The organism is Marinobacter sp. KMM 10035, from assembly GCF_046537445.1.
Taxonomy (GTDB): Bacteria; Pseudomonadota; Gammaproteobacteria; order Pseudomonadales; family Oleiphilaceae; genus Marinobacter; species Marinobacter sediminicola.
In genome coordinates, this window is sequence record NZ_JBBVMG010000001.1 from 837,833 (window position 1) to 861,396 (window position 23,564).

At 55.1% G+C, this 23,564-nt stretch carries 19 protein-coding genes; 11 read left to right on the plus strand and 8 right to left on the minus strand.

Features of this window, described 5'->3' with window-relative positions; all coding sequences use genetic code 11:
- Positions 1-54 precede the first annotated feature (54 nt).
- Together AADB16_RS03665 and AADB16_RS03670 are read right to left on the minus strand one after the other, a co-directional pair.
- Complete coding sequence (locus tag AADB16_RS03665) at positions 55-2,052, minus strand: ATP-binding protein (protein ID WP_410801439.1); 1,998 nt, start codon at positions 2,050-2,052, stop codon at positions 55-57.
- Positions 2,049-3,836 carry an ATP-binding protein gene (locus AADB16_RS03670; RefSeq protein WP_410801441.1) on the minus strand — a complete coding sequence of 596 codons (1,788 nt, stop codon included), beginning with the start codon at positions 3,834-3,836 and terminating at the stop codon, positions 2,049-2,051. The genes AADB16_RS03665 and AADB16_RS03670 overlap by 4 nt, the downstream gene beginning before the upstream one ends.
- A 102-nt stretch (positions 3,837-3,938) precedes the next feature.
- On the opposite strand from AADB16_RS03670, the gene AADB16_RS03675 reads away from it, so the two are divergent.
- The 5 genes from AADB16_RS03675 to AADB16_RS03695 are packed head-to-tail and all read left to right on the plus strand — an operon-like array spanning position 3,939 to position 8,446.
- On the plus strand, positions 3,939-5,597 hold the full coding sequence (locus AADB16_RS03675; RefSeq protein WP_410801443.1) for a diguanylate cyclase: 1,659 nt from the start codon (positions 3,939-3,941) through the stop codon (positions 5,595-5,597).
- Positions 5,594-6,775 (plus strand): response regulator, encoded by a 1,182-nt coding sequence (locus tag AADB16_RS03680; protein WP_410801444.1) that lies wholly within the window; start codon positions 5,594-5,596, stop codon positions 6,773-6,775. Before AADB16_RS03675 ends, AADB16_RS03680 begins: the two co-directional genes overlap by 4 nt.
- Positions 6,765-7,163 carry a response regulator gene (locus AADB16_RS03685; RefSeq protein WP_309044609.1) on the plus strand — a complete coding sequence of 133 codons (399 nt, stop codon included), beginning with the start codon at positions 6,765-6,767 and terminating at the stop codon, positions 7,161-7,163. Before AADB16_RS03680 ends, AADB16_RS03685 begins: the two co-directional genes overlap by 11 nt.
- Positions 7,164-7,205: 42 nt before the next feature.
- Entirely contained in the window at positions 7,206-7,535 is a 330-nt protein-coding gene (locus AADB16_RS03690; protein WP_410801446.1) for a DUF2288 domain-containing protein, read from the plus strand.
- The gene (locus tag AADB16_RS03695) at positions 7,535-8,446 is read left to right on the plus strand and encodes a lysine exporter LysO family protein (protein WP_410801448.1); all 912 of its coding nucleotides are present in this window, start codon (positions 7,535-7,537) and stop codon (positions 8,444-8,446) included. The genes AADB16_RS03690 and AADB16_RS03695 overlap by 1 nt, the downstream gene beginning before the upstream one ends.
- Before the next feature lie 22 nt (positions 8,447-8,468).
- On the opposite strand, the gene AADB16_RS03700 is transcribed toward AADB16_RS03695, so the two are convergent.
- The gene (locus tag AADB16_RS03700) at positions 8,469-9,677 is read right to left on the minus strand and encodes an HD-GYP domain-containing protein (protein ID WP_410801450.1); all 1,209 of its coding nucleotides are present in this window, start codon (positions 9,675-9,677) and stop codon (positions 8,469-8,471) included.
- Positions 9,674-10,483, minus strand: a complete 810-nt coding sequence (locus AADB16_RS03705; protein WP_410801452.1) for a TatD family hydrolase — start codon at positions 10,481-10,483, stop codon at positions 9,674-9,676. Before AADB16_RS03705 ends, AADB16_RS03700 begins: the two co-directional genes overlap by 4 nt.
- Before the next feature lie 139 nt (positions 10,484-10,622).
- Here AADB16_RS03705 and AADB16_RS03710 point away from each other — a divergent pair, with 139 nt between their 5' ends.
- Complete coding sequence (locus AADB16_RS03710; protein ID WP_410801453.1) at positions 10,623-11,915, plus strand: D-amino acid dehydrogenase; 1,293 nt, start codon at positions 10,623-10,625, stop codon at positions 11,913-11,915.
- Positions 11,912-13,144 carry a methyltransferase gene (locus AADB16_RS03715; RefSeq protein ID WP_410801455.1) on the plus strand — a complete coding sequence of 411 codons (1,233 nt, stop codon included), beginning with the start codon at positions 11,912-11,914 and terminating at the stop codon, positions 13,142-13,144. Before AADB16_RS03710 ends, AADB16_RS03715 begins: the two co-directional genes overlap by 4 nt.
- A gap of 46 nt (positions 13,145-13,190) precedes the next feature.
- On the opposite strand, the gene AADB16_RS03720 is transcribed toward AADB16_RS03715, so the two are convergent.
- Both AADB16_RS03720 and AADB16_RS03725 read right to left on the minus strand, forming a co-directional pair.
- Positions 13,191-14,405: an OmpA family protein gene (locus AADB16_RS03720; protein ID WP_410801457.1), complete on the minus strand. Its 1,215-nt coding sequence runs from the start codon at positions 14,403-14,405 to the stop codon at positions 13,191-13,193.
- 164 nt (positions 14,406-14,569) lie between these two features.
- On the minus strand, positions 14,570-16,849 hold the full coding sequence (locus tag AADB16_RS03725; RefSeq protein WP_410801459.1) for an ATP-dependent helicase: 2,280 nt from the start codon (positions 16,847-16,849) through the stop codon (positions 14,570-14,572).
- Between the two features lie 225 nt (positions 16,850-17,074).
- Between AADB16_RS03725 and AADB16_RS03730 the strand changes: the two genes are divergently transcribed.
- The 3 genes from AADB16_RS03730 (at position 17,075) to AADB16_RS03740 (ending at position 20,386) form a co-directional block, all read left to right on the plus strand.
- The gene (locus AADB16_RS03730) at positions 17,075-17,452 is read left to right on the plus strand and encodes a DUF2237 family protein (RefSeq protein ID WP_410801461.1); all 378 of its coding nucleotides are present in this window, start codon (positions 17,075-17,077) and stop codon (positions 17,450-17,452) included.
- On the plus strand, positions 17,452-19,608 hold the full coding sequence (locus AADB16_RS03735) for a tRNA(Met) cytidine acetyltransferase TmcA (RefSeq protein ID WP_410801463.1): 2,157 nt from the start codon (positions 17,452-17,454) through the stop codon (positions 19,606-19,608). Before AADB16_RS03730 ends, AADB16_RS03735 begins: the two co-directional genes overlap by 1 nt.
- A 70-nt stretch (positions 19,609-19,678) precedes the next feature.
- Positions 19,679-20,386, plus strand: a complete 708-nt coding sequence (locus tag AADB16_RS03740) for an ankyrin repeat domain-containing protein (RefSeq protein ID WP_410801465.1) — start codon at positions 19,679-19,681, stop codon at positions 20,384-20,386.
- A 21-nt stretch (positions 20,387-20,407) separates the two neighbouring features.
- On the opposite strand, the gene AADB16_RS03745 is transcribed toward AADB16_RS03740, so the two are convergent.
- Positions 20,408-21,511, minus strand: a complete 1,104-nt coding sequence (locus tag AADB16_RS03745) for an enoyl-CoA hydratase/isomerase family protein (protein WP_410801467.1) — start codon at positions 21,509-21,511, stop codon at positions 20,408-20,410.
- A 220-nt stretch (positions 21,512-21,731) separates the two neighbouring features.
- Between AADB16_RS03745 and AADB16_RS03750 the strand changes: the two genes are divergently transcribed.
- The gene (locus tag AADB16_RS03750) at positions 21,732-22,067 is read left to right on the plus strand and encodes a c-type cytochrome (protein ID WP_298452171.1); all 336 of its coding nucleotides are present in this window, start codon (positions 21,732-21,734) and stop codon (positions 22,065-22,067) included.
- A gap of 24 nt (positions 22,068-22,091) precedes the next feature.
- On the opposite strand, the gene ppnN is transcribed toward AADB16_RS03750, so the two are convergent.
- Positions 22,092-23,474 (minus strand): nucleotide 5'-monophosphate nucleosidase PpnN, encoded by a 1,383-nt coding sequence (gene ppnN, locus AADB16_RS03755; RefSeq protein WP_410801469.1) that lies wholly within the window; start codon positions 23,472-23,474, stop codon positions 22,092-22,094.
- Between the last annotated feature and the right edge of the window lie 90 nt (positions 23,475-23,564).

A 23,564-nucleotide genomic window follows, 5' to 3' on the forward strand; every position in this document is an offset into this window, starting at 1 on the left:
GCTGATTAACGGGTTCAGACTTGAAACCGGCAACCCATTCGGGTTGCCGGTTTTTTATGGTTCACCAATAACTGCCACAGGCAGGCGTATCCAGAAGGTTGCGCCCTGGCCCGGCAAAGACTCAAAGCCGACATCGCCACCCATGGCATTTATCAGTTCGCGAGTTATCGCAAGCCCAAGGCCTGTGCCACCCCGGCTACGGGTGTCGGAGCTGTCGGCCTGGGCAAAGCGCTGGAAAATTGCGCTTCTAAAGGCTTCCGGAACACCGTCTCCACTGTCTTGCACGGAAATAGTGACCGTTTGAGCCCCCTCCAGGATCTGCTGTTTCGCCGACACACCAATACGCCCACTATCGGGGGAGAATTTCATGGCATTGGATATCAGGTTGTTAAGGCTTTGCAGCAGGCGCTGGCCGTCTACAAATACGTCAACGGCGGGTATGTCTGAAGCAAGGTGAATGGTAACTTCCCGCTGCGCACCATAGGCCCGGTTTTCACTCACTGCCTGCTCGAGTAACGGCAGTAGAGGCTGGTATTGCATGCTGATGGTCAGCTTTCCGGTTACCAGCTTTTCGATATCAAGAAGGTCGTCGATCAACCTGGCCAGCTGCTTGGCATTGCGCTCGGCAATGGCCATCATATCTTGTGCTTTTTGAGGTATCGTGCCCGCCGCCCCCCCGGCCAGAAGCCCGATCGCTCCTGTAATTGAGGTGAGCGGCGTGCGGAGCTCATGGCTCACGGTCGATACAAACTGGTTCTTCATGCGCTCGATCTTTTTACGCTCCGAAATATCGTCCAGCAGAACCCAGAGCAGCTTTCGGCCAGCAGAATCGAGTATTAGCATGGCGTGAACGATGGCTGGGTAGCTGTTGCCGTAGCGGTCCACAATTTCTTGTTCGATGGGCCCGAAATAGCCTGAGTGCTGTAGCTGTTCCAGAACCTCTGCTTGCATGGATACATGGTTGGGGGAAAGCAGCTGGCGGTAACCAAGCTCCAGGAATTCTTCCTTGCGATAGCCGGTTGACTTGAGCATCGAAGCGTTCACATCGATGATTTCACCGGTGCGGTAGTCCGCCAGAATGATACCGCTGGGTGCCAGTTCAAACAGCCGCCGAAGCTGCTGCTCGCTTTCCTCGATCCCCAGAAGCGCCCGCTTTTTATCGTCTATGTCTTCCAGGTAGCCGTGCCAGATGATGCTGCCATCAGAGAGTTTTTGAGGTGTGGAGTGGCCTTCAATCCAGCGTACTTTGCCTTCTGGATGGCGAATGCGGAACTGGATAGACCATGTGCACAGGTGTTGCGATGACTCTTTGATACTGCCCACTACCGCTGGGTAATCCTCAGGATCTATCATCGTGAAAAGTGCCGCGGCATCATTCCGAGCCTGTGCCGGGGTGACGCCAAAGGTGCGCTCTATACCTTTGCTGCTGAAAGGAAAGGTCATGCGCCCATCCGGGAAGAGCCGGAACTGGTAGAGGCCGCCGGGCACCAGATCCGCAAGCTGTTTGAGCATGATCAGGGATTCATTCTGCTTTTGCAGTTCCTGTTCCCGATAGTGAATAGCCAGCTCCTGGGCGCTGATCTGCTCTTCTATGCAGTCGGCAATATCTCGTAGGCACTGGAGATCTTCTTCGTTCAGCTTTCTGGGCGCCCTGTCAATAACACACAGGGTTCCCAGGGCGTGGCCATCGGAGCTGCGCAGCGGCGTGCCGGCATAGAAACGAATGTTCGGCGCGCCGGTTACCAAAGGGTTATCGCGGAAACGTTCATCGGCACAGGCATCTTCTATCAGCAGCGGCCGATCGGTCAGAATGGCGTGTCCGCAAAAGGAAATGCATCGCGGGGTTTCGCTGACGTCTAGCCCGACAATGGATTTAAACCACTGCCGGTCTCGGTCGATCAGGGAAATCAGGGCAATGGGGGCATCCAAAAGCCTGGCGGCCATGCGGGTGAGGCGGTCAAACCGGGCTTCCGGAGGAGTGTCAAGAATCCGAAGTTGATCCAGTGCGGCTTGTCGGTTGCTCTCGTTGGCAGGCACCTCGGGCTCTTTCATGATGTCGTGCCCTCTGATAAGACGTTGCTGTCCAAGGGTAGTTCAACCCAAAAGTGTGCGCCATTGTTGTTGTAGAAGCCGACAGAGCCGTTCAGAAGGTCTGCAATCTGCTGGTTGATCGCCAGGCCCAGTCCAGTGCCATTCGTTGCGCGGGTTGTGCCAACCTCTGCCTGGGAAAAGCGACTGAATATCTGGGATTTAAATGTCTCAGGAACGCCTTTACCCTGGTCGCTCACAATAATTCGCAGTGTGTTCTGATCCGTTTTTTCGGCATGGAGCGTGACCAGGCCACCTTTTGGTGAAAACTTGATGGCATTGCTCACGAAGTTATCCAGAATCTGCCGCAATCTATGGCCGTCGGTGTGCAGGGGTATCTCGGGGACGTCTGGAGTGGCCAGGCTGACGCCGACCTCCCTGGCCATGGTTTCGTTCCCACAGACAGTTTCCGCCAGCAGCTTTGGCAGGTCCTCAGGCTGAAAACTCACCCGCATCTTGCCGCTGGACAGCTTGTTGAAATCGAGCATGTCGCCGATGAGTAATTGCAGGCGATCGCCGTTGCGCAGTGCCAGCGACACCATTTCTTTGGCGCGCACCGGTAATTCGCCTGCGGTGCCGGATTGGAGCAGTCGCATGGCACCATTTATTGAGGTCAAGGGTGTTCGCAGCTCATGGCTGACATTGGCAACAAAGTTGTCCTTGAGTCGGTTGTTGGCATCCCGCCCATCCATAAGCTGGTTAAATGCCTGCGCCAGATCCCGAACCTCTGGAGCGCCTTGTTCTGTGAGGCGGCGGGAAGATTCCGGTTTCTGGATCATCGAGCGGATACGACGGGTCATCTGAGTGAGAGAAGCGGTTGTTGAGCGAAGCGCCATGTAGGTCATCAGTAATATGCCGAAGGTGACACCGATGCTGATCATAAAGAACCGGCTGAAGGCTTGCTTTGCGGGAGCAGTCGCAAGGGACTTTGGAACCGCGCGTATAAACAGCCAGCCAAGTCGGTGCAGGTGGTTGGTTGCATAGATCAGCGTTTCGCCTGTGTTTGTTTCAACCTCGCCAAAACGGACACCTGAAAGGGCCGCATCTATCAGCAAGTTTTCCCCGGGGTCTGGAAGATCCTCAATGGCTTTACCGTTAGGGGCGCCCTCTATGAACAGGAAGTTATCAGAGTCTACCACCAGGAAAATTGCATCTTCACTGGCACTATCCCGCACGCTTCCGGGAATCAAAAGCGACTGGTGCATTCTTAAAGTGCCACTGAGGAAGCCCAGGAGCTCCCCGTTATCACCTTTAATGGGCGCAATAAATACCATTAAGGGCACACCTGTTGCCCGGCCGATCAGGGGGCGGCTGATAACGGGGCGTTGAGTGTTGATGGCCTCTTGCCAGTGGGGGCGGTCGGCGTAATGGGTGCCCAATCTGCCTGGAGAGAAGATGTTTTCAGCAATCAAGACGGCTTCTGGCGTCAAAACGCTCAGGCTGTGTGGGAACAACTCTTCCAGGTTTTTCTGTTTCTTCAGTAAATTCGTAAGCCTTTCCGGGGAAAACAATTGGCCCTCGGTGCTTAGAATCGATGCAAATTGCGACAGCACATTGGTGCGGAACTCCAGATCCTGGCTAACCAAACTGGAGATGTGAGCTGTTTCGTTCTCCTGTTGCACCAGCAGATTTGTTGAGAAGTCTTCGAGCAGTGCACTGTAGGCGGCATATATGACAGCGCCAACGGTGGTAAGGCAGCCCGTCAGGATGATGATGGCCAGGCGGGTGCCCAGAGATAAATGATTCAATGCATGCTCCTGTCTGGCAATTTGCGTTAAAACTTGCTTTGATTGAACCGTAATTCAAACCGAATTCACAGCGTTTACGCGCGTTAATTAGCAAGAGCCCTTATGCCCGAAAGCCCTTCCTCCGAGGTGCGGAAAAAACTGGAGACTCTTCGTAATCGTTTTCAGGATAAAACGATTGATGAAATCGAAGGTTTGGTTGCCAGCATCTTCAGTGCCTCCCAACGCCCCGAGGCCATTGGCGAGCTGGTGGCTGCCTATCAGTTGTTGCACAGACTTGCAGGATCAGCCGGCACTTTGGGTTTTACACAGCTGGGGGAGCAGGCCAGAAAACTTGAGCTGGCTATCAAGCCTTTGGCAGATCAGGTTACGGAAGGGGCTGAGAGAGAGCATGTCCGGCAGCAGTTAAGGCAGCTGCTGGCAGGCGGTTTTGAAAAGGATCTGGTGGGTCTTGGCAGCCTTTTGGGTGTGGCTGACCCGGTATCAACCGGTTGGCACAAGCCGGTGCCAGTGGAGTCTGATAACCAATTTGTATTGTTGATTCTGGATCCGGATCAACAGCATGGCGATTTGGTATCCCAGGGTTTGGCGCTCTATGGCTATGAGGTTCGTAGCCTCAGTAGCGCTGATCAGTGGCCAGACAGCATGGGTGATGTGGATCTGGTTATGATTCGGGATACCCTGTTGCAAGACGAGGGAGCCAGCTGGCTGTCCAGGCTGCACAAGCTACCGGTGATTTGCTTCAGTGAAGCCCATGACTTTGCCACCCGCTACAGGCTGGCGCGTTTGAATGTCGATGCCTGTGTTGATGCTACTCTGGACATTCCGGCCCTTGCAGATCAGGTAGAGCAGCTTTTGGCAGAAGGTCTGGCAACGCTCAGCGGCAAGGTTATGATTGTAGACGACGATAGAGAGCTGCTTGAACACTATCGCGTTGTACTGACCAGTGGCGGCATGCAAGTGCGCGCGTTTGATGACCCCTCACGGATGTTGTCTGAGTTGGCGGAGTTCCGGCCCGATATACTGCTCATGGATGTGCAGATGGGGCAGTACGAGGGCCCTGTTTTGGCCCGAATGCTCCGGTTTCAGGCTGAGTGGCTAAGCCTGCCCATTATTTTCTTTTCGTCTGAAGCAGATCGTGATCTTCAGCTGGACGTCCTGGCTCGTGGTGGTGATGATTTTGTTACCAAGCCTGTTTCTGATGAGTACTTGCTGCGCACCGTGAGAATACGCTGTTTCCGTGCCCGGCAGCTCGGCAAGCTTGTTTCGCTGGATAGCCTCACGGGCTTGTTGAAACATGCGCTGGCCAAAACAGAGCTTAATCGTGAGCATGCGCGTGCGGCGCGCAGCGGGCATAGTTCAGTTGTCGCCATGCTGGATCTGGATCACTTCAAGAGGGTGAACGATTCATACGGTCATGGTGTTGGCGATATGGTGATCAAGGCTTTATCCAACTTGTTGCGCCACCGCTTACGGGATACGGATATTATCGGTCGCTATGGTGGTGAGGAGTTTGTTGTCGTGTTGCCGGAGTGTTCCTTGGTCAAGGCGGTTGAGGTGCTGGAAGCACTGAACAAGGATTTTGCCCAACTGGCGTTTAAAGGCGGCAGCGAGGAGTTCTCAGTGACTTTCAGTGCTGGCGTTGCCGAACTTAACGCTTATGAGTCTGGTGAGCAGGCTATAGACGCCGCCGACCGGGCTCTTTATGAGCGCAAGCGAGCAGGGCGGAATGGCGTTACCGTGGCTTCAGAAAGCAACTCTTGAATCAAAGGGAAATTGAGATCGTCGCGATGGATGTATTGATACTTGAAGATGATGAACTGGTCGGCGCTCTTCTGGAAACTGTTGTGGCAGGCGCATATCCAGGAGCCGTAGTCCGGGTTCATGCGCTGGTAGCAGAAGCACTTGATAGCTGGCAGAAAAAACCTGCAGATCTGGTTATTACTGATTGGAACCTGCCAGATGGCTCCGGCCTTGAGGTGATTCGTGCCGTTCGAAAACTCAGCGGCCAAGTACCCGTAGTGATGATCAGTGGTCGCGCAGATCGTGATTCCATTCTTGCGGCGGCTCATCTGGGCATTAATGCCTACATCAGTAAGCCGTTTCAGGTAGAAGCACTACACCAAAAGCTCTTGGCATTAGCGCCCCTCTCAAGTGGTCAGGGTGAGAGCGCCAACAGCACCCTGGAAGAGAAAATGGAGGCTGCCTGTAACTCGCCGATACAGTTGCCTGGCCAGATTGACACGGGTGCTATCCTGGCGTTGATCGAGAAGCATGACGAGCTGGGTGCTATCGCGCTCGCAACCGAGTGGAAGGCCGAGCCAGCCTTGAGTGCAAAGATGCTCGACGTGGCGAACAGCGCGTCTTTTCGCCGCTCAGGAACATCAGTAAAGACCGTGCGCGAGGCCGTCAGCACTATCGGTATCGCAATGGCATTGAACCAGGCGCTGGCTTTGTCTCTGGATATTGCAGGGAAACTATCCTGCCCGCGCTTGGCAGAGAGGGCGCTGATAGAGCAGGAGCAAGCGTTGCGGGTTGCCGAGGTGGCCAGCACATTGGCGCGAAAAATTGGCGATAACCCTGCGCCCTATTACACAGCTGGATTGCTGAGCCGTGCAGGGGAGCTGGCAGCTCTGAAAGTGCTGCAAAATCAGTGCGATGATAGTGGAGAGATGCCGGAGATTGAGCTGGTTGATTCTGCCATTGCCTACTGGGCAGAAAAGCTTGGCAATCGAATCAAGGTACAGTGGCGCTTGCCGCTGGATCTCAGGGAGTTGATTGGAGCTGTCTATTTTGTAAGCAGGGGCAATGTCAGTCAATCAAAGCTGGTGATGCGAGCCGCGGCCCTGCTCGCGGCTGGTCAAGCAGATGATCCTGAGTGTCTCACGCTGTTGAGACGACTGGGGATTGAGCACAAGGAGGAAAGCCACGATGCCACCTGAGAATCTGAAACGAATCCTGATGGTTGAGGATGAACCGGATATTCGAACGGTTGCGGAGCTGGCTTTGGAGGCTATCGGCGGGTTTGAGCTCACTGCCTGTGAATCCGGGCAACAAGCGCTGGACAAGATCGAGGAGTGCAGGCCCCAGTTGATTGTTCTTGATGTGATGATGCCGGGGATGGATGGCCCGGCAACCTTGAAGGCTATACGCAGCCTGACAGGTTACGCCAACACGCCGGCGGTTTTTATGACGGCCAAGGTTCAGAGTGACGAGGTGCAAGGTTACCTGGAACTGGGTGCAGCCGGTGTTATTCCCAAACCATTCGATCCGCTTACGTTGGCAGATCAGATAAGGGATATCTGGAACGAGGCCCGTGCAATCGGTTAAGCTCGTTCCGGTTTTTTACTGTCGCTACTGCAAAAGGTTGTTATGTCGTCCTCCCGAAACAACGATGAAACCAAAGCCAAGCTCAATCTGGAAACCTCCCGTATCCGCTGGCACGAGCTGCAAACCTACTACGCCCGAGGGCAGGTTGTGCGTGTTGGCAAAGCGCTGGATTTGTTGGATGTGGCCTGTGAACTCACCGCGGATAACCGCGCTCTGTTCGAGCAATGGCTGGCAACAGGCGATGTAGGGGATGTGTCGCCCGATCTGGCTCGTGCCTGGTACGACCGTAATGCAGAGCTCTGGGCTGTGGTTGTGGCACCCTGGGTGCTGGTTCAGGATCGCGCTGAGCCCTCTGACGCTGCAGTGCATTAATGCTTACGGGTGCCCTGCTGATTCTTGCGCCATTGTTTTTTGGCTTTGCCCTGTCCCTCGAAAACCGCCGCCTGATGACCGTTATTCATTACACGGTAGAAGCTCTGGTGTACTTTATTCTGGCGCTGCTGGGGCTGGGGTTGGGTCAGATGGAAGGCCTGGCGAGCCAGCTCGGCGCTATGGCCAGCCAAACGTCCGTTCTGGTGGCCGTTCTGTTTATGGCGAATATGACTGGGCTTTGGCTGTTCCACCGCTGGCGGCCTATGGTGCCAGAGCATCGGGAGGAGCCTGCCGGTAGCGCGGGCTATGTGAGGCTGTTTATGGCCGCTCTCAAGCCATTGATGGCGGTTATGGTGGGGTTGTTGGCAGGCTATTTTCTTTTGCCACCACTGCCGCAAGCGGAGCAACTTGCTACCTGGTCGCTGATGCTCTTGCTGTTTTTAATTGGCCTTCAGCTGCGCAATGCCGGGCTCTCCTTGCGCAAGCTCCTTATGAACACCCAGGGGCTGGGGATCGCCCTGATGCTTGTGGTCAGTTCTCTGCTGGCGGGTGCCGTGTTGATACCCGTATTGGGACTGCCATGGCACGATGTGCTGGCATTGGCCTCGGGGTTTGGCTGGTATTCGCTCTCGGGCATTGTGATTGGTGACGCGCTAGGGCCGGCCTGGGGTGGTGTGGCCTTCATGAACGATGTGCTGCGGGAAATTATTGCCCTGGCGATTATCCCACTGGTGATTGGCAGCCGGCCTGCCATGGCTATTGGCTATGGCGGAGCCACTTCGATGGATTTCACCTTGCCGGTCATCCGCAGCAACGGTGGGCTGAGCTGTGTGCCTGTGGCCATTGCCTCAGGTTTTTTGCTGTCGTTTTTGTCGCCGGTTTTTATGGGTGTTTTTCTGTCTTTTGGCTAGACGGAAAAAAGGTTGTTATGGCTCAGCTGAGAAATTTCCGGACATCAATTTTGTACTGCTCAGGGTCAACGGCGCGCAGTATCCGGTCCTGATTTCCGGCTTTCGACAGGTCGATGGTGGTTACCGTAATCGGCATCCGGAACTTGGTGTGGTACATCACCCGGACCACCGGCAATCGTTGATCTTGTTCATTGATTTCGACCACAACGCCGAGCCGACCGCTGTCCAGCAGAACAAGGGATCCTACCGGGTACAAGCCAAGGCAGCGGATGAATTGTTTCACCAAGGTAGGGTCAAGATGGCTCCCGCTCCATTCCAGGAGCTTCTTCAGGCCCTGAGAGGGTGTCATTCCCTTGTGGTACACGCGGTCGGCTGTAATGGCATCATACACGTCTGCAATGGCGACCATGCGGCCGTAAACGGAAATCTCGTCGCCCTTCAGGCCTTCCGGATAACCGGAGCCGTCCATGCGCTCGTGGTGCTGGGCTGCAGTGATTACCGTGAGTTGGCCGATTCCTTCCGTTGCCGACAAAATGTCACGGGAGTGCCGCGCATGAAGCTTCATGATCTCAAATTCTTGCGGCGAGAGCCGGCCCGGCTTGTGGAGTACTTCATCGGGAGTGAGGACTTTGCCAAGATCGTGGAGCAGGGCGCCCATAACAATCTGATGCATCACATCGGCGGAGAGCTTTCGATATTGTCCGAATATGGTCATGAGTACGCTCAGATTAACTGAGTGCTCAAGCAGGTAGTTGTCTTTTTCGCGAATACGCCCCAGGCAGCCCAGTGCGTTTGCGTTTCGGGTTACAGAGTTTTGAAGTTCGCCAGCAAGCTTGTGGATTGGAGCGACATCGACAGGCGTGCCCAATTTTGCGTTTTTCATGAAGCTGTCGACCAACCCTTGGGCTTCAGTGTGAACGCCCAGAGCGTGTACCATTTCCTCAGAAAGCGGCACCCTGGGCTTTATGCCCGGTTTCTGCTCACCTGCCTTTTGCAGTGCTGCTTCATTGCGTGAATCTACTTCTGTCGCGGTTTCCGAGTCCTGGCTGTCCTTACCTTTTTGCACGTCGATATAAACAAACTGCACGCCCATCTTGCGGATTTTTTCGATGGTTTCATCGCGCTTGATAACACCCCGCCTGCGTTGCGTGTTGTGGGGAATCCAATCGTTGTTCAGGTCGGTAATGTACATGCCGACCTTCAACGCGGAGACGGGGATGCGCTTTATCATGGCTTCGGGAAAAACGTTCTCAGGCTGTTCTGGTAAGTCTGGATAATCACGTCGTCCAAAGGAAGGTCTTTCACTTCTGCTATTTTCTCAGCAACGAACGGCAGATAGTAAGGTGCATTCTCACGGCCACGGTAGGGCACCGGCGTGAGGAACGGCGCATCGGTTTCCAGCAGTATCTGGCTGATGGGCGTCATACGAACTATGTCCCGCACGTTTTCTGCCTTGTTGAATGTGGTGATTCCATTAAAGCCCAGATTCCAGCCCTGATCCAGCGCGTAGCGAGCAAGACCAGGGCCGGATGTGAAGCTGTGAATCACGCCTCGGCGCTTAAGGGTGTGCTCAAACTCTTTGAGTATAGTGATTGTATCTTCGTCTGCATCACGGCTATGGATAACCACCGGGCGGTCGCTGTCACAGGCAATCTGAAGCTGGCGCCGGAACACATCGCGCTGGATGCTGCGGTCTGCATTGTCATAAAAATAATCCAGCCCAATCTCGCCAACCGCAACAATCTTGTCGTCCTGGGCGTGGGTGCGGATTTCTTTTTCTACTGCATCGTCGTAGCTTTCCGCTTCATGGGGGTGGATGCCCTGTGTGCCATAAAGCCACGGCGCTATGGTGCTGAGCTCACGTACTGTCGACAGGTTACCCGGTGCCACAGCAATGGTAATCACCTTCTCGATGTTCACCCGGCGTGTTTCTTCCAGAATTTCCTCCAGGGGGCGATCCTTGAGGTAATCAAGATGACAGTGGGTTTCAATAATCGGATGGTCGAATACGGGAATCTCGCGACGTTTCTTACTCATGGGCTGATGCTAGGCTCCAATACAGGCAGTGGGTTCAACTGCTATTCTGGTGTTCGAAGCGTTCAAGTTTATCAGCTGCCCGTATATTGGCCTACATCGGCTCGTAGGGGCTTTCCTTGATGGATCTTATTGCTCGGGTTTGAAACAGGTGGAGATGCAGATGCACGTTGTTGTGATTGGTGGTGGCGTTGTGGGTGTAACCACAGCCTGGGAGCTTTGCCGTCGCGGACATCAGGTGACGGTACTTGAACGCCATGGCGTGGCTGGGGATGAGACCAGTAAGGGCAATGCGGCCCAGCGTTCTTATGGCGTGGTGTATCCCTGGGCCGACCCCAGCATGGTGTTCAAGGCGCTGCCCTGGCTTGTGAAGCAGGACGGCCCACTGAAGCTTAAGGTGCCACCGTCCTTAGCGGCTATACAGTTCATGTTTACAACGTTGCGCTACGCCTGGTCGCCCGGGCTGTTTGGTTTGAACAAGCGCGCCATGATGCGCCTTGGTGCTCACTCCCGTGAGCGATATCAGAAACTGGAAGATGAGCTGAACCTGAAGTTCGATGGTGCGCATAAGGGTTTGCTGCATCTGGCCAGTACTCCGGAGGATCTGGAAGTGCACCGCGGCACACATCGAATTCTGAATGAAATGGGCGTAGCGTCCCGTTTGCTGACACCGGAGCAGGTCTATGAAGCGGAGCCGGGAATGGCGAGAACCGGGCCATTGTATGGCGCGCTCAGCTACGACACCGATGGAACGGGCGATTGCCACTTGTTTACCAGGGCGCTTGCCAAGGCCTGTGAAGAAAAAGGCGTCAAGTTTCGCTACAACGTTCAGGTGGAGCAGCTAACCGCGAGCAGCCAGAATGTTGAAATGGTGGTTCTTCGTAACGAGCGTGGACAGACAGAGGCTTTGGCTGCGGATGCCTTCGTAATCAGCGCGGGTTGCTGGTCCCCTGAGCTGGTGCGACCTTTGGGCATGAAGCTGCCTATATACCCAATCAAAGGCTACAGCATTACGGTGCCCTTGAAAGACCCGGCCAAAGCGCCTGCTTCCACCATTCATGACGACAACTACAAAGTTGTCTCTACCCGCTTGGGCGATCGATTACGTGCAACGGGCTTCGTGGAACTGGCGGGCTTCAATCGCGACATCCCGGAAGCGCGAATAGCGACCATTCGAAAATCGGTTGAGTCCCGTTATCCCGGTTGTGCAGATCTGGACCTTGCAGAAACCTGGACAGGATTTCGCCCTATGACGCCCGATGGCCCAGCCATTATTGGTCGCGGCCCGCGCCGAAACCTGTACTTGAATACCGGGCACGGTACCTTCGGGTGGACGTTGGCAGCGGCCAGTGCGGATGTGATTGCACAGGTGATTGACGGCGAAGAACCGGCGGTTTGCCTGGATGCGTTCCGCCCGGGGCGTTATCAGGAGTGACTGCTCGACCGGCCACCGAGAGCTTTTTTTCTCGGTGGCAAACCCTCAATGATTGGTTGATAAAGCACCGCACCATTTGGCAGCCAGCCCCGTTTACGGAACTACAGCCGGCCTGGGTTGAAGAATATCCCGGGTTGGCTCAGATGATGGCTGGGTTCACCGATGACGAGTGCGCTGAGTTGGCTGAGGCACCTGAAAGGCTGGCAAAGATCGCTTCCCGGCATGTATCGGATCTGGCTCTGTATGGTCATCTGACAGATTTTCCAGACTTGGCGCCCGATCATTCGGATATTTTGGCGGCAACGCTGCCCGAAATCAGAGCAACCGATATGCCTGGGCGCAAACGGGAGCAGGCGGGTGCATTTGCCGCCGCGCTAAAGCCTCTGCAGCAACCGATTCTGGATTGGTGCTGTGGTAAGGGGCATCTTGCCCGAACCCTGGCTGCACAGAGCCAAGACGACGTTGCAGGCTTTGAATGGAACCCGAAGCTGGTAGCTGATGGTAACCGGCTCGCCAGACGTTTCGCAGATCCCGTTCAAATAGCCTGCCAGGATGTCATGGCGAAGGATGTGCCCGTTCCAACGAACGCTCACGGGGTCGCACTCCATGCCTGTGGTGACTTGCACCGGCAATTGCTGAAGGAGGGCGTTGCAGGTTCGCTTCCACGACTAAGTGTGTCACCTTGTTGCTATCACAAAACCGTTGAGGGCATTTACAGCGCTCTTTCAGAAGGCTCGGCTACCCATGAGCCAAAGCTTTTGCTGGATCGCAGTGACCTGCGCCTGGCAGTAAGAGAAACGGTAACAGCACCGGCCGGAGTCAGGGCACAAACGAAAACGTTAAGTCAGTGGCGCTTGGGCTTTGACGGGCTACAACGGACCCTGCGCGAGGTGAATCAGTATCTTTCCGCGCCTTCATACCCACCCAGGCTCATTAAAAATGGGTTCCCTGAGTTTTGCCATTGGGCTGCCAGTAAAAAACAGCTTTGTTTGCCAAAAGACACGGATTTCGAGTTCTGGCTTTCCTATGGCGTGCAACGCCACCGGGACGTTCATCGCTATGAGCTTATCCGACATCTTTTTCGCCGGCCTTTGGAGGTATGGATGGTTCTGGATTATGCGGTTTTTCTGGAGGAGCAGGGCTATCAGGTGCGGCTCGGTCATTTTTGTGAGCGATCTCTGACACCCAGAAATCTGCTGCTGGATGCCGTTAAAAAAAAGGCGCCCTAGGGCGCCTTTGCTGTCTTCACTTGCCTGTGTTCAGATTAGTGCCGAATTAACGACGAACCTGAATGCGCGCTTCAACCCGGCGGTTTTCCGCACGGCCTGCAGCGGTGGCGTTTGTGGCAACAGGTTCTTCTTCACCATAGCCCTTCGCACTCACTTTGGCCGGGTCAACTCCCAGAGGGCCAGTCAAGCGGCCTGCAACGGCTTCAGCGCGGCGCTGTGACAGGAACTGGTTGTAGCTTGCCTTACCGGTGTTATCGGAGTGGCCAGCGATTTCCACGAGAGTTTCCGGATTTTCCTTCAGGAAGTTTGCAACACGACGAATCTCATCATCGTAGGCATTGCCGATCACAGAACTGTTGGTCGGGAACTGAACCTCAATGGTAAAGGTCTCGATAGTTTCGGTTACGCCTTCACACCCGGTTGCGTCCACTGTAGCGCCGGCAGACGTGTTGGGGCAGAGATCCTGGCTGTCGACCACACCGTCGTTATCGCTATCCAGTTCGCAACCGCGGCTGTCTACCATGGCACCGCGTGGGGTGTCAGGGCAGGCATCCCGTGCGTCTGCTACGCCGTCGCCATCTGCATCCGGTTCACAGCCAGTGCTGTCAACGGTTGCACCCGCTGGCGTGTTGGGGCATTGATCACGGGAATCGGGTACGCCGTCACCGTCTGAATCAGTTGTACGCTGGGGCGCGGGAGCAGGCGTGCTACCAGTAGTGCGGTTAAACGCAAAGCTGACACCGAGAGAAACCTGGGTATCAAACGTGCTTTCGTCGATGCCGTGGAATTCACGCAGATCACCACGCACAGATATGGAATCTGATACGTTATAACGGAAACCAGTGCCCACGTTTACGCGGGTCTCATCATGGTCGGTGCCCGTTGTGCGATAGCTGATGGTATCACCCTTGCCAAACTCGGCGTGTCCGGCGCCCAGAGAAACGTACGGGTTCCAGGCTTCATTTTGAGGTGCGAAATAGTAGATGCCGTCGATGCGAAGCTCTTCAAAATCAGAGGAGCCGTCGACATATTTTCGGTCAGCATCCGCGCGCGAATAGATTGCTTCAACGGCCCAGTTCGGTCTGAACCGGTATTCCAGTCCCGCGCCAAATGTACCTGTCTCGCTCAGATCACGGTCATCGTCAAAAAGTTGAAAGGCGGCAAACGGGTTGATGTAAACCGTCTCTGTGCGCTCAGCCAAGGCTGGGGCGGCAAAACTACTGGCGATGGCCGCCATTGCTATCGGGCGCATGATGTTCATGCAGAACCTCCTGTTCGATTGTTATTAAACATGCTGAGTAATCAAGATGCTCACTTATCGAAACAATTTAGGCTAAAGAATTAGAAAAAACAAAGAATTGATGATTAAGATTACATTAGAAAACCCACGCGGGAATGTTTCGATGCACCGTGCTGTGCAGTCTTTCACGCGGGTGGAGCACTAAAGTAAAGATGCGCGCTTTTTTTACTGAAGTTCATCTTTTCACCGTCGCTAAAATGAACCTCAAAAGAACTTTCGTCTTCAGCAACGACGGTGCCTGTGCCGAAAATAGTATGAGTGAGACGCGACAGGTGCCATAGGGGAGCGTTGCTGACAGTGTTTGTATTCCCTTCGCCTTCAAGGGCGATGCCTTCCTGCAGCGCATAGCGCGAGCTGACTGGCGTAAGTGTCGTTTGCAGTGTCAGTGAGCGATCGGTATCTGGCGTCCGCTCATCCAGCCAGCCTCCGAACTCCCTCGCCAGATCAAAACAGAACTCTTCTACAAACCGACTGGGCCCTTGATCGCCATCCAGATGGGGCTGCTTGCTTACTGGCCGGGTGATCAGATGCAATGATTGCCGGGTGCGAGTCATGGCGACATACAGCAGGCGTCGCTCGCTTTCGAGAATGGACCTTGCGTCGTCCTGAGGGCGTGGGCTGTGTGGCAGGTACTTCTCCTGCAGCCCGGGTATGATCACCCTTTGCCATTCCAGCCCTTTGGTGCGATGGATGGTGGAGAGTAAAACACCCCCGCCGGCCTGCTTCTCGCTGGCCTGTTGGCGCAGTGCTTTGAGGTGTGCAAGAGCACCTTTTGCGTCTTCACCCAGGCCTTTCAGATACTCGCGGAAGCCGTGAATGGTATCAATGCGTTCCTCTGCGCTGTCATGGGTCAGCGCCAGGCTTCGAACGCCCTCATACAGATCTGTGTGCTCCGCATAAACGGTAATCAACCCCGCTGCCGGGCCTGCATAGCCACGCAATTGCGCCAGAACCTCACCCAGCTTTCGTAGTTTGCGTGCTGCCATGGGCGCCAGCGCGCCAAAATCCAGCGCCAGCAAGCGCTCGTGCCAGCCTCCGGCGAAGCCCGCGAGAAAGCGCGCTAACTGCTCCAGTTCCGGTTCTTTAAGACCAACATGGGGGAAGCGCAGAAGCAGGCGAGCCAGCTCCAGCCGGTCTTCTTCCGGTAGCTTTTCCAGTGTGCCGGAAACCACTTTCAGCAATGCTGTGATGGCCTGAACTTCACGGCTGAACAGCGCCCCTTTGCCCGCATCAATGCGATAGGGAATCTGCTTTGCCAGCAACTTGAGCTCAATAGGCACGCTCTGACTCCAGACCCGGAACAGAATCGCAGTATCGGCCAGTGCGCTCTCTGCTTCTTCGCCAAGTATCTGCAGTACGGCATCCGCGTCATTCTCCACCCGGTGCAGGGCAATTTCCGTAGCTGGCGTGGAAGGGTGGGAATGGCACAGTACATCCTTGCGCCCGGTGTTGTGGCAAATCAGATGGTTGGCCAGCAGAGCCACGCGATGGCCGTAGCGGAAGGTGTAGCTGAGGGTTTGTTCCAGAGGGCTCTCAAACTCGTCGCTGAAGCGCTTGAGAATGAATTCCGGCTTGGCACCGCGGAATTCGTAAATAGTCTGGTCCGGATCTCCCACCACGGTTACCCGGGCCCGATCACCTGCCACATAACGCAGCAGCAGGTGCTGAATTTCGTTGGTGTCCTGATACTCGTCCACCAGAATCAGATCCATCTTGTTGCCTACCAGTCGCTGTAAAGGCGGATTCTGGTGTATGGCCATCACTGGTTCGTACAGCATATCCGCAAAACTGATCCGGCTTTGCCCTTTGCGCCATTGTTCGAAGCTGTGGAACAGATCAATCAGGTATCGGTGTTTTTCTGAGTAGCCCAGCTCTTCAAACACTATTTCGGCGGGCGACAGTGTGGTTTTCACCATGTCGATAAACCCGGTGGCTGTCTCTACAAAATCTTTCTTGTTGCGCCTTATTTCATCCGCCAAATCTTCCGGCGCCAGCCTCCGTATTAAAAGCCAGGCCTGAAAGCTGATTTCCTGCTCGGTAAGTATTTTTTCAGAGAATCCCGGCAGGTAACCGTCCTGAACAAACCGCTTATACAGTCGCAGCCCCATGGCGTGATAAGTTCGTATTTCAGGCAGTACTAACCCACTTTGGTGACACACCTCTTGAAGCTTGCGCTCAAAATCCACCCGAGCGCTGCGGTTAAACATCAACACCAACATGCGCGCAGGGTCGTGCCCTTGCTGCAGCAAGTAGCGAATGCGCCAGGCCAGCGTGGAGGTTTTTCCACTGCCGGCGACAGCTGTGATTACCGAGTGCTCGTAGCCGGCGGTAATAATCGCCCGTTGTTCGTCGGTGAGAAAATCAGGCAGATCAAGGGCGGGGGATTCAAGGGTCTTTGTTGGCATAGGTGCTATTGTACTGGCCAACTGGTAGCGCGGGTACCTGTGCCGTTAACATGGCTGATCAACTCAGCGAATCCACCTCATTAGTTGGAGGGCAGCGAGGCAGACCCTTCTCCAAAATCGTGCGGAGCCATGGATGGCGGAGCCGAGCGTACATGGATGTATTCACAGCGTATTTTGGAGAAGGGTCTGCCTCGCTGCTAACCCCCAAAGTTAGAGAGAGTAGATATGCAAACTGAAAAATCGATAAACGTACTCGGTGAAAAGCTCGAAACCTGCAGCACTGATCCGGAAACCGGTTTTTACCGGGATGGCTGCTGCAATACAGGGCCGGATGATCACGGATCGCATACTGTATGTGTTGTGATGACCGCCGAGTTTTTGGAGTTCTCCAAGGCTCGCGGGAACGATTTGAGTACGCCGGTTCCTGCGTTCGGGTTCCCCGGCTTGAAAGCCGGAGACGGCTGGTGCCTGTGTGCGGCTCGCTGGCATGAAGCTTTTGAGGCGGGCAAGGCCCCTCGGGTGCGGTTGCGTGCAACGCATCAGGCGGCGTTAGCACACTGTGATCTTGGTGATCTGAAGTCTCATGGAATAGACCTCAGTTAATGAGTCCGGAAACGAAAACCTTTTCGCCAGACCTGGACGCATGGCGTTCTCTTCAAGCCGAACTTGCGGCTGCAGGGCAGCGGCGGCTGGTGTTGGTGGAAGGCGCCCGCGATCTTGCCATGCAGTGGTTGCAGGCATTGTTGCCTGCTTTGGAGCTGGAAGGCGGGCTTTGGGTTGGCGAGGCTGGTGATGTCCCGGACGACCGCCTGACCAGCATTCAGTCTGCCAAAGTACGCCAGTGGCTGGGTCGGGAAACGTCGGTCATTGTTTGGGATGGCTGGCGGGGCAATCCGCCGGATGGGTTTGCGGCGCTCTCGGGCACGCTGAAGGCGGGTGGTTTTTTGTTCTGGCTAATGCCTTCGCTGGAGGAGTGGGGGCAATTTGCTGATCCGGATTATTCCCGAACGGGTCTGGATCACGATCAGTCGCATCCTTTCGCTGAGCGGCTGGCGGGCATTCTGGCTGCAGATTCGTCGGTGATCCGGGTGCAGCTCGGTTCGCCGCTGGCATTGGTCCTGCCGGAGCTGCTCAGCGCAACCTCTGAATTTACTGTTACCACAACACCGGATCAGCAAGCGTTGATCGGTAAGCTGGTAGCCTTCGGGCTTGGGCGCAGGCGGCGACCAATAGTGGTGACAGCCGATCGGGGGCGAGGCAAATCTGCTGCCTTGGGAATGGCTGCGGCACAACTGCTGCAACAGGGGCGTCGGAACATTCTGGTAACTGCCCCTTCGAGAGATAATGTAAATACACTGTTTGAGCACGCTCGGGAAACCCTGGGCGCAGACGTGCTGGAAGCGGGTAACGATCTGATTGAAACCGTGACCGGCGCCCAGCTACGGTTTTTGCCGATCCGGGATTTGCTGCGGGAAAAGCCGGAGGCTGAGGTGGTTATGGTGGATGAAGCCGCCGCAATCCCCGTGCCCTTGTTAAAGCGTGTTCTTCTGGGTTGGCCGCGGGTGGCCTTTGCCTCCACCGTGCATGGCTACGAAGGCGCTGGGCGGGGATTTGCTATCCGCTTTCGCCTGATTCTTGATGAGAAGACGCCTCAGTGGCAGTCACAAGCGCTTTCTGAGCCGGTGCGCTGGGCAGATGGTGATCCATTGGAAACTCTTGTATCTGATCTTTTCTTGTTGGGCGCTGAGTACCAGCCGGTTGGGCTGCCAGACATAGCAGCGAGCGAAGTTGTGATTGAGCCCTGGCAACCAGCCCGGGCTTCAGAGGCCGAGCTGGCGGAGGCATTTGGCTTGCTGGTGGACGCCCATTACCGCACAACGCCCGCAGACCTTCGGCAGTGGTTGGATGATCCTGCAGCCAGAAGTTGGCGAGCTACCGTGAACGGTAAGACACTGGGCGTGCTTTGGGGTGCTGTGGAAGGTGGTTTAAGTGATGAACTGGCAGAGTTGGTCGCCAGCGGCAAGCGCAGGGTGCGAGGGCATCTTCTGCCCCAATCTCTGGCCAGCCACAGTGGGTTCCCTGAAGCCGCCAGCCAGCGAGGTTTGCGGATTATCCGCATAGCGGTATCTGCTCAGGCCCGGCGCTTAGGGCTTGGAAACCGGCTGGTTGCTGAAGCGGCCAAGAGTGCAGAACTGGAAGGTCTGGATTTTACGGGCACCAGTTTTGGTGGTAATTCCGATCTTTACACCTTTTGGGCTTCCTGCGGGCTGGAGTTTGTGCGCCTTGGGCTCCAGCAGGAGGCGACCAGCGGAGAGTATCCGGTGCAAATGCTTCAGGCTCACAGCGCAGGAGCTGTCACTTTGGTTTCGCAGGTGAGGGCTCGGCTGGCGCGACACTGGCTGACACTTGTGCCACTAAGCTGGAAAGATTTGGAGCCGGAGCTGCTGCTCGATGTAACGGCCGGCTTGCCATCAGAGTGCAGGCCAGATGCAGCAGATATACGGGACCTGCAAAATTTTTCTGAGGGTCACCGGGGCTTCCGGCTGATGCTTCCGGTATTGCGGGAATTGAGCATGGTTTCCGGTGTTTCAAGCAGGCTTCGAAGGCATGATGAGGCGAATTTGTGGTGTCGGGCAGTGCTTCAAGGCCTGGATTGGCCGGAGCTCCAACGTGAAGGGTTATGTTCGGGGCAGCGTGACGGTGAAGATCGTTTGCGTCAGGTTACCCGTGAACTTCTGCAGAAGGGGCCAGAGTTGTGACCCGCTCGATTTAATTGTCAGGGCCACCTGCGCAAAATAGGCCACACTTTCCTGATAGAGACTGCTCGTTATGGCCAAGGGAATCGGCTTCTCCCACCGCTCGCTCCTCCTATCTGTTCTTTTACTGGCGGCAGGCCTTCTGTCTGTGACGGGATGTGCTTCCCGAGAAACGCCTGCAAATCTGGATCAACAGGCGGAAAATGCTTTGGGGTCGGATCTTTATCAAGCAGCAGCGGAAGCAGATTTCGATGCAGTCAAAAAGCTGAAGGAGTCGGGTGCGCCGCTGAATACCTTGACCGGAAACGGCACACCGCTAATGGCGGCTGTGCGAGGGAAGGCGGATCGTGTTGTATGGTACCTGCTAAGCCAGGGCGCGAATCCCGATCTTGCCGAGAGCGATCAGGTTACGCCGTTAATGGTTGCTGCGGAACAAGGTGATCGCCGGCTTACGCGCTTGCTGCTGTCTGGTGGTGCAAAGGTCAACGCGACCGACATGAAGGGCTTTACACCGGTTATACGCGCTGCGGAGACGGGGCAGCTCTCGGTCGTGAAAATTCTGCTGACAGCTGGCGCAAACGTTAATGTCAGTCAGGATGGTGAATCACTGCTGATGAAGGTGGTTGCAACTGGCGACCTGCTGACCGCAGAAATGCTTCTTGCTGCAGGTGCTGATGTAAACTTTCGGGCAGAGAACGGCGAAACAGCGCTCGATGTGGCTCGCACAAATAACCACCAGGACCTGGAAATGTTGCTGGTACAGGCCGGCGCTAACTTATAAAGACTTCAGCAATGCCAAGGATCATTCCAGGTGCATGGGGTCGGTCTGATCATCCCATACGGGCAGGAAGTGCGCATCAATAACCGCATCGGGCACGTCACGGATGCGGGAGAATGACCATTGCGGGCTTTGGTCCCGATCAATCAGCCGGGCCCGAATACCTTCTGCCAGATCGGGCCTGCGCACGCACTCCCAAGCCATGGCCAGTTCCATCCGGAATACATCTTTCAATGACATCTGCTGAGCTTTTTGAAGCTGGTTCCAGATTAGCCAAGCCGAAACCGGGCAACCGCCTTTGAGAGTTTTGACGCTGGCTTGCCACCATTCAGAATCGTTACGGGCAGCCAGCAGTTGATCTACTATCTCGGGCAAACTGGAGCCCGCGCACAGCCTCGCAATATCACGTTCGTGCAACTCCAGTTGGCTGGCGGTCAGCGCCGGGTAATCCTGAGTTTCAGCCTGGCTTAACAAGCGAAACAGGCGGCTGTCATCGGCAGCTCTGTTGCCACTCCAGCGCTCCGCCTGCAAGCTTGATAGCAATCCCTGATGATTGGAGTCTGGTAATGCCATGTCTGCCAGCCCAACGCGCAGGGCGTCGCTCACATTCAGGTGGGCACCGGTCAGGCCCATAAATAACCCGAGACGGCCGGGCAAGCGATTGAGAAACCAGCTGGCACCCACGCCCGGAAACAGCCCAATAGACATGGCCGGCGTGGCGAGTGCAGCGTCTGGTGTAAGCAATCGGTACCGGCAAGCAGAATACAGGCCGAGCCCACTGCCCATAATGAGCCCATGCCCGAGCGCAACGACCGGCTTGGGGAATCTGCGCAAAGCATAAATCAGTTCGTATTCGTGCCTCACTATGCTGAAAGCAGCTTCGTTGTTTTTTGATTCCGTTATCGATTGATAAAGCCCGCGCAGGTCGCTGCCAGAGCAGAATCCGGTTTTGTCAGAGCCGCGTATCAATACAACACAGATGCGTTCATCATCAGCCCAGCGCGCAAGGCAATCCCTTAGTTGGGCGATCATTGCCTCGGATAAAGCATTCAGCGTTGTAGGGGAATTCAGGGTCAGTGAGCCGATAAGGCCCTCACGACAGGGAAGCTCTTGAACCTCTACAGACATTAGTGGTGTCTCCGGGCGGTAAAACGCATTCTGGTGCGGTTTTTTGTTTGCATGGCGCCTGTAACTGGATAAACGTCAAGGAAGGCGATTCTTGAAGGTATCGCATTGATCTATGGCATTTGCGCCATGTTACGTCTGTGCTATAACTTCTGGCCAGTTCTCCATTAGGTTTAGAATACCTAGAAGCAATACTTAAAACGATGATGAGAGGTTAACCATAATGAAACTTAAACACTATGCAGTTGCAGGTCTTTTCGCCCTGAGTGCTGCCGTTCCTGCAGTATCTTCCGCGGCCGGTGATGTGGCGGCAGGTAAGGCAAAAGCAGCAGTTTGTGCAGCTTGTCATGGCCAGAACGGAATCGCCCAGATTCCAATGTATCCGAACCTGGCGGGCCAGCACGAGCAGTATCTGGTCTCGTCGCTGAAAGCATACAAGGATAAGCAGCGCAACGGCGGAATGGCAGCCATCATGCAAGGCCAGGCAGCTGCCCTCAGTGACGCAGATATTGCTAACCTGGCAGCGTACTATGCAAGCCTGCCCGCTGGCGGCAAGTAAGCGTTATGATGTCAATACAGCAGTTCAGGCTGCTGTATTGACGATTCGGTAGCTTGGCCGATAAGCCGAAGACCCGGGCAGCTTCATGCGGTTATTCGCAACAAACTGTTCCAGCATAGCTTCAAGAGGCTCGATCAAAGACGGATCCCCAGTGATCTCAAAAGGCCCCTTCTCCTGCACCTTTCGTATACCCCCATCCTTTACGTTTCCGGCCACTATGCCACTGAATGCCTTTCTCAGATTGGCAGCGATCAGATGCACTGGCTGATCACGGTGTAGTTCCAAGGCCAGCATGTTTTCGTGATCTGGCTCGAATGGCAGCTGGAATACCGGATCGATCTTCAGCATCCAGTTGAAATAATATGCATCCTGCATGGCACGACGGAAGGTTTCGACGTCTTTTAGGCCCTTTTTCATGGTTTGCGCCACCCGCACGGGGTCATCGATAATAATTTCGTACTTGCTGGCGGCTTCATCCCCGAGCGCGGTGCGGATGAACTTGTCGATCATCTCGAAGTACTCAGCATTTTCCTTTCTGCCAGTAAAAATCACCGGGAAGGGCAGGTCAGCATTGTCCGGGTGCAGAAGGATACCCAGCAGGTAGAGAATTTCTTCAGCGGTACCAACACCCCCGGGGAAAACAATAACGCCATGCCCGCAGCGCACAAAAGCTTCCAGGCGCTTTTCGATATCCGGCATGATAATCAGTTCATTCACGATGGGGTTGGGCGCTTCTGCACCAATAATGCCTGGTTCGGTAATGCCAATATAACGACCGTTTTTAACCCGCTGTTTTGCGTGGCCAATGGTGGCCCCTTTCATGGGGCCCTTCATGGCACCCGGGCCGCATCCGGTGCATATGCTAAGCTCTCTCAGGCCAAGCTGGTGGCCCACTTCCTTGCTGTACTGGTATTCCTCATGGCTGATGGAGTGCCCGCCCCAGCATACAACCAGATCGGGCTGGCGGCCGGTTTGCAGAGCCCGGGCATTCCGCAATATATGAAAAACCATGTTGGTCAGGTCTTCAGGCCCATTACCTTTCAGAATCCCCGCAAACTTGGGTGTGGAATGGGTGTAAACAATATCTCGCAGAACCGAGAACAGGTGCTCCCGAATGGCCAGAAGCATTTCGTCATCCACAAACGCGTGCGCTGGGGCATTAATCAGCTCCAGCTTAAGGCCCCGGGGCTGTGGAATCAGTCGTATATCAAAATCCGCATAGGTCTCCATCAAGTCCAGACAGTCATCTGTAACCGCGCCCGTATTCAGCACGGCCAGAGCGCATTGTCTGAACAGCTGGTAAAGGCCGCCCACGCTTTTGTCTTTGAGCAGATTGACTTCGTGATTGGACAGTATTTCCAAGCTGCCCTCTGGGGATACGAGAGCATTGATGGTGGGTGCGGTCATGAATGGAAAAGCTCCTGAGTGTTGCGGTAATACCCGATTTTGAGGCATAACGCCAAAGCGTTACACTATGCGCTCTCCTGATCATACACC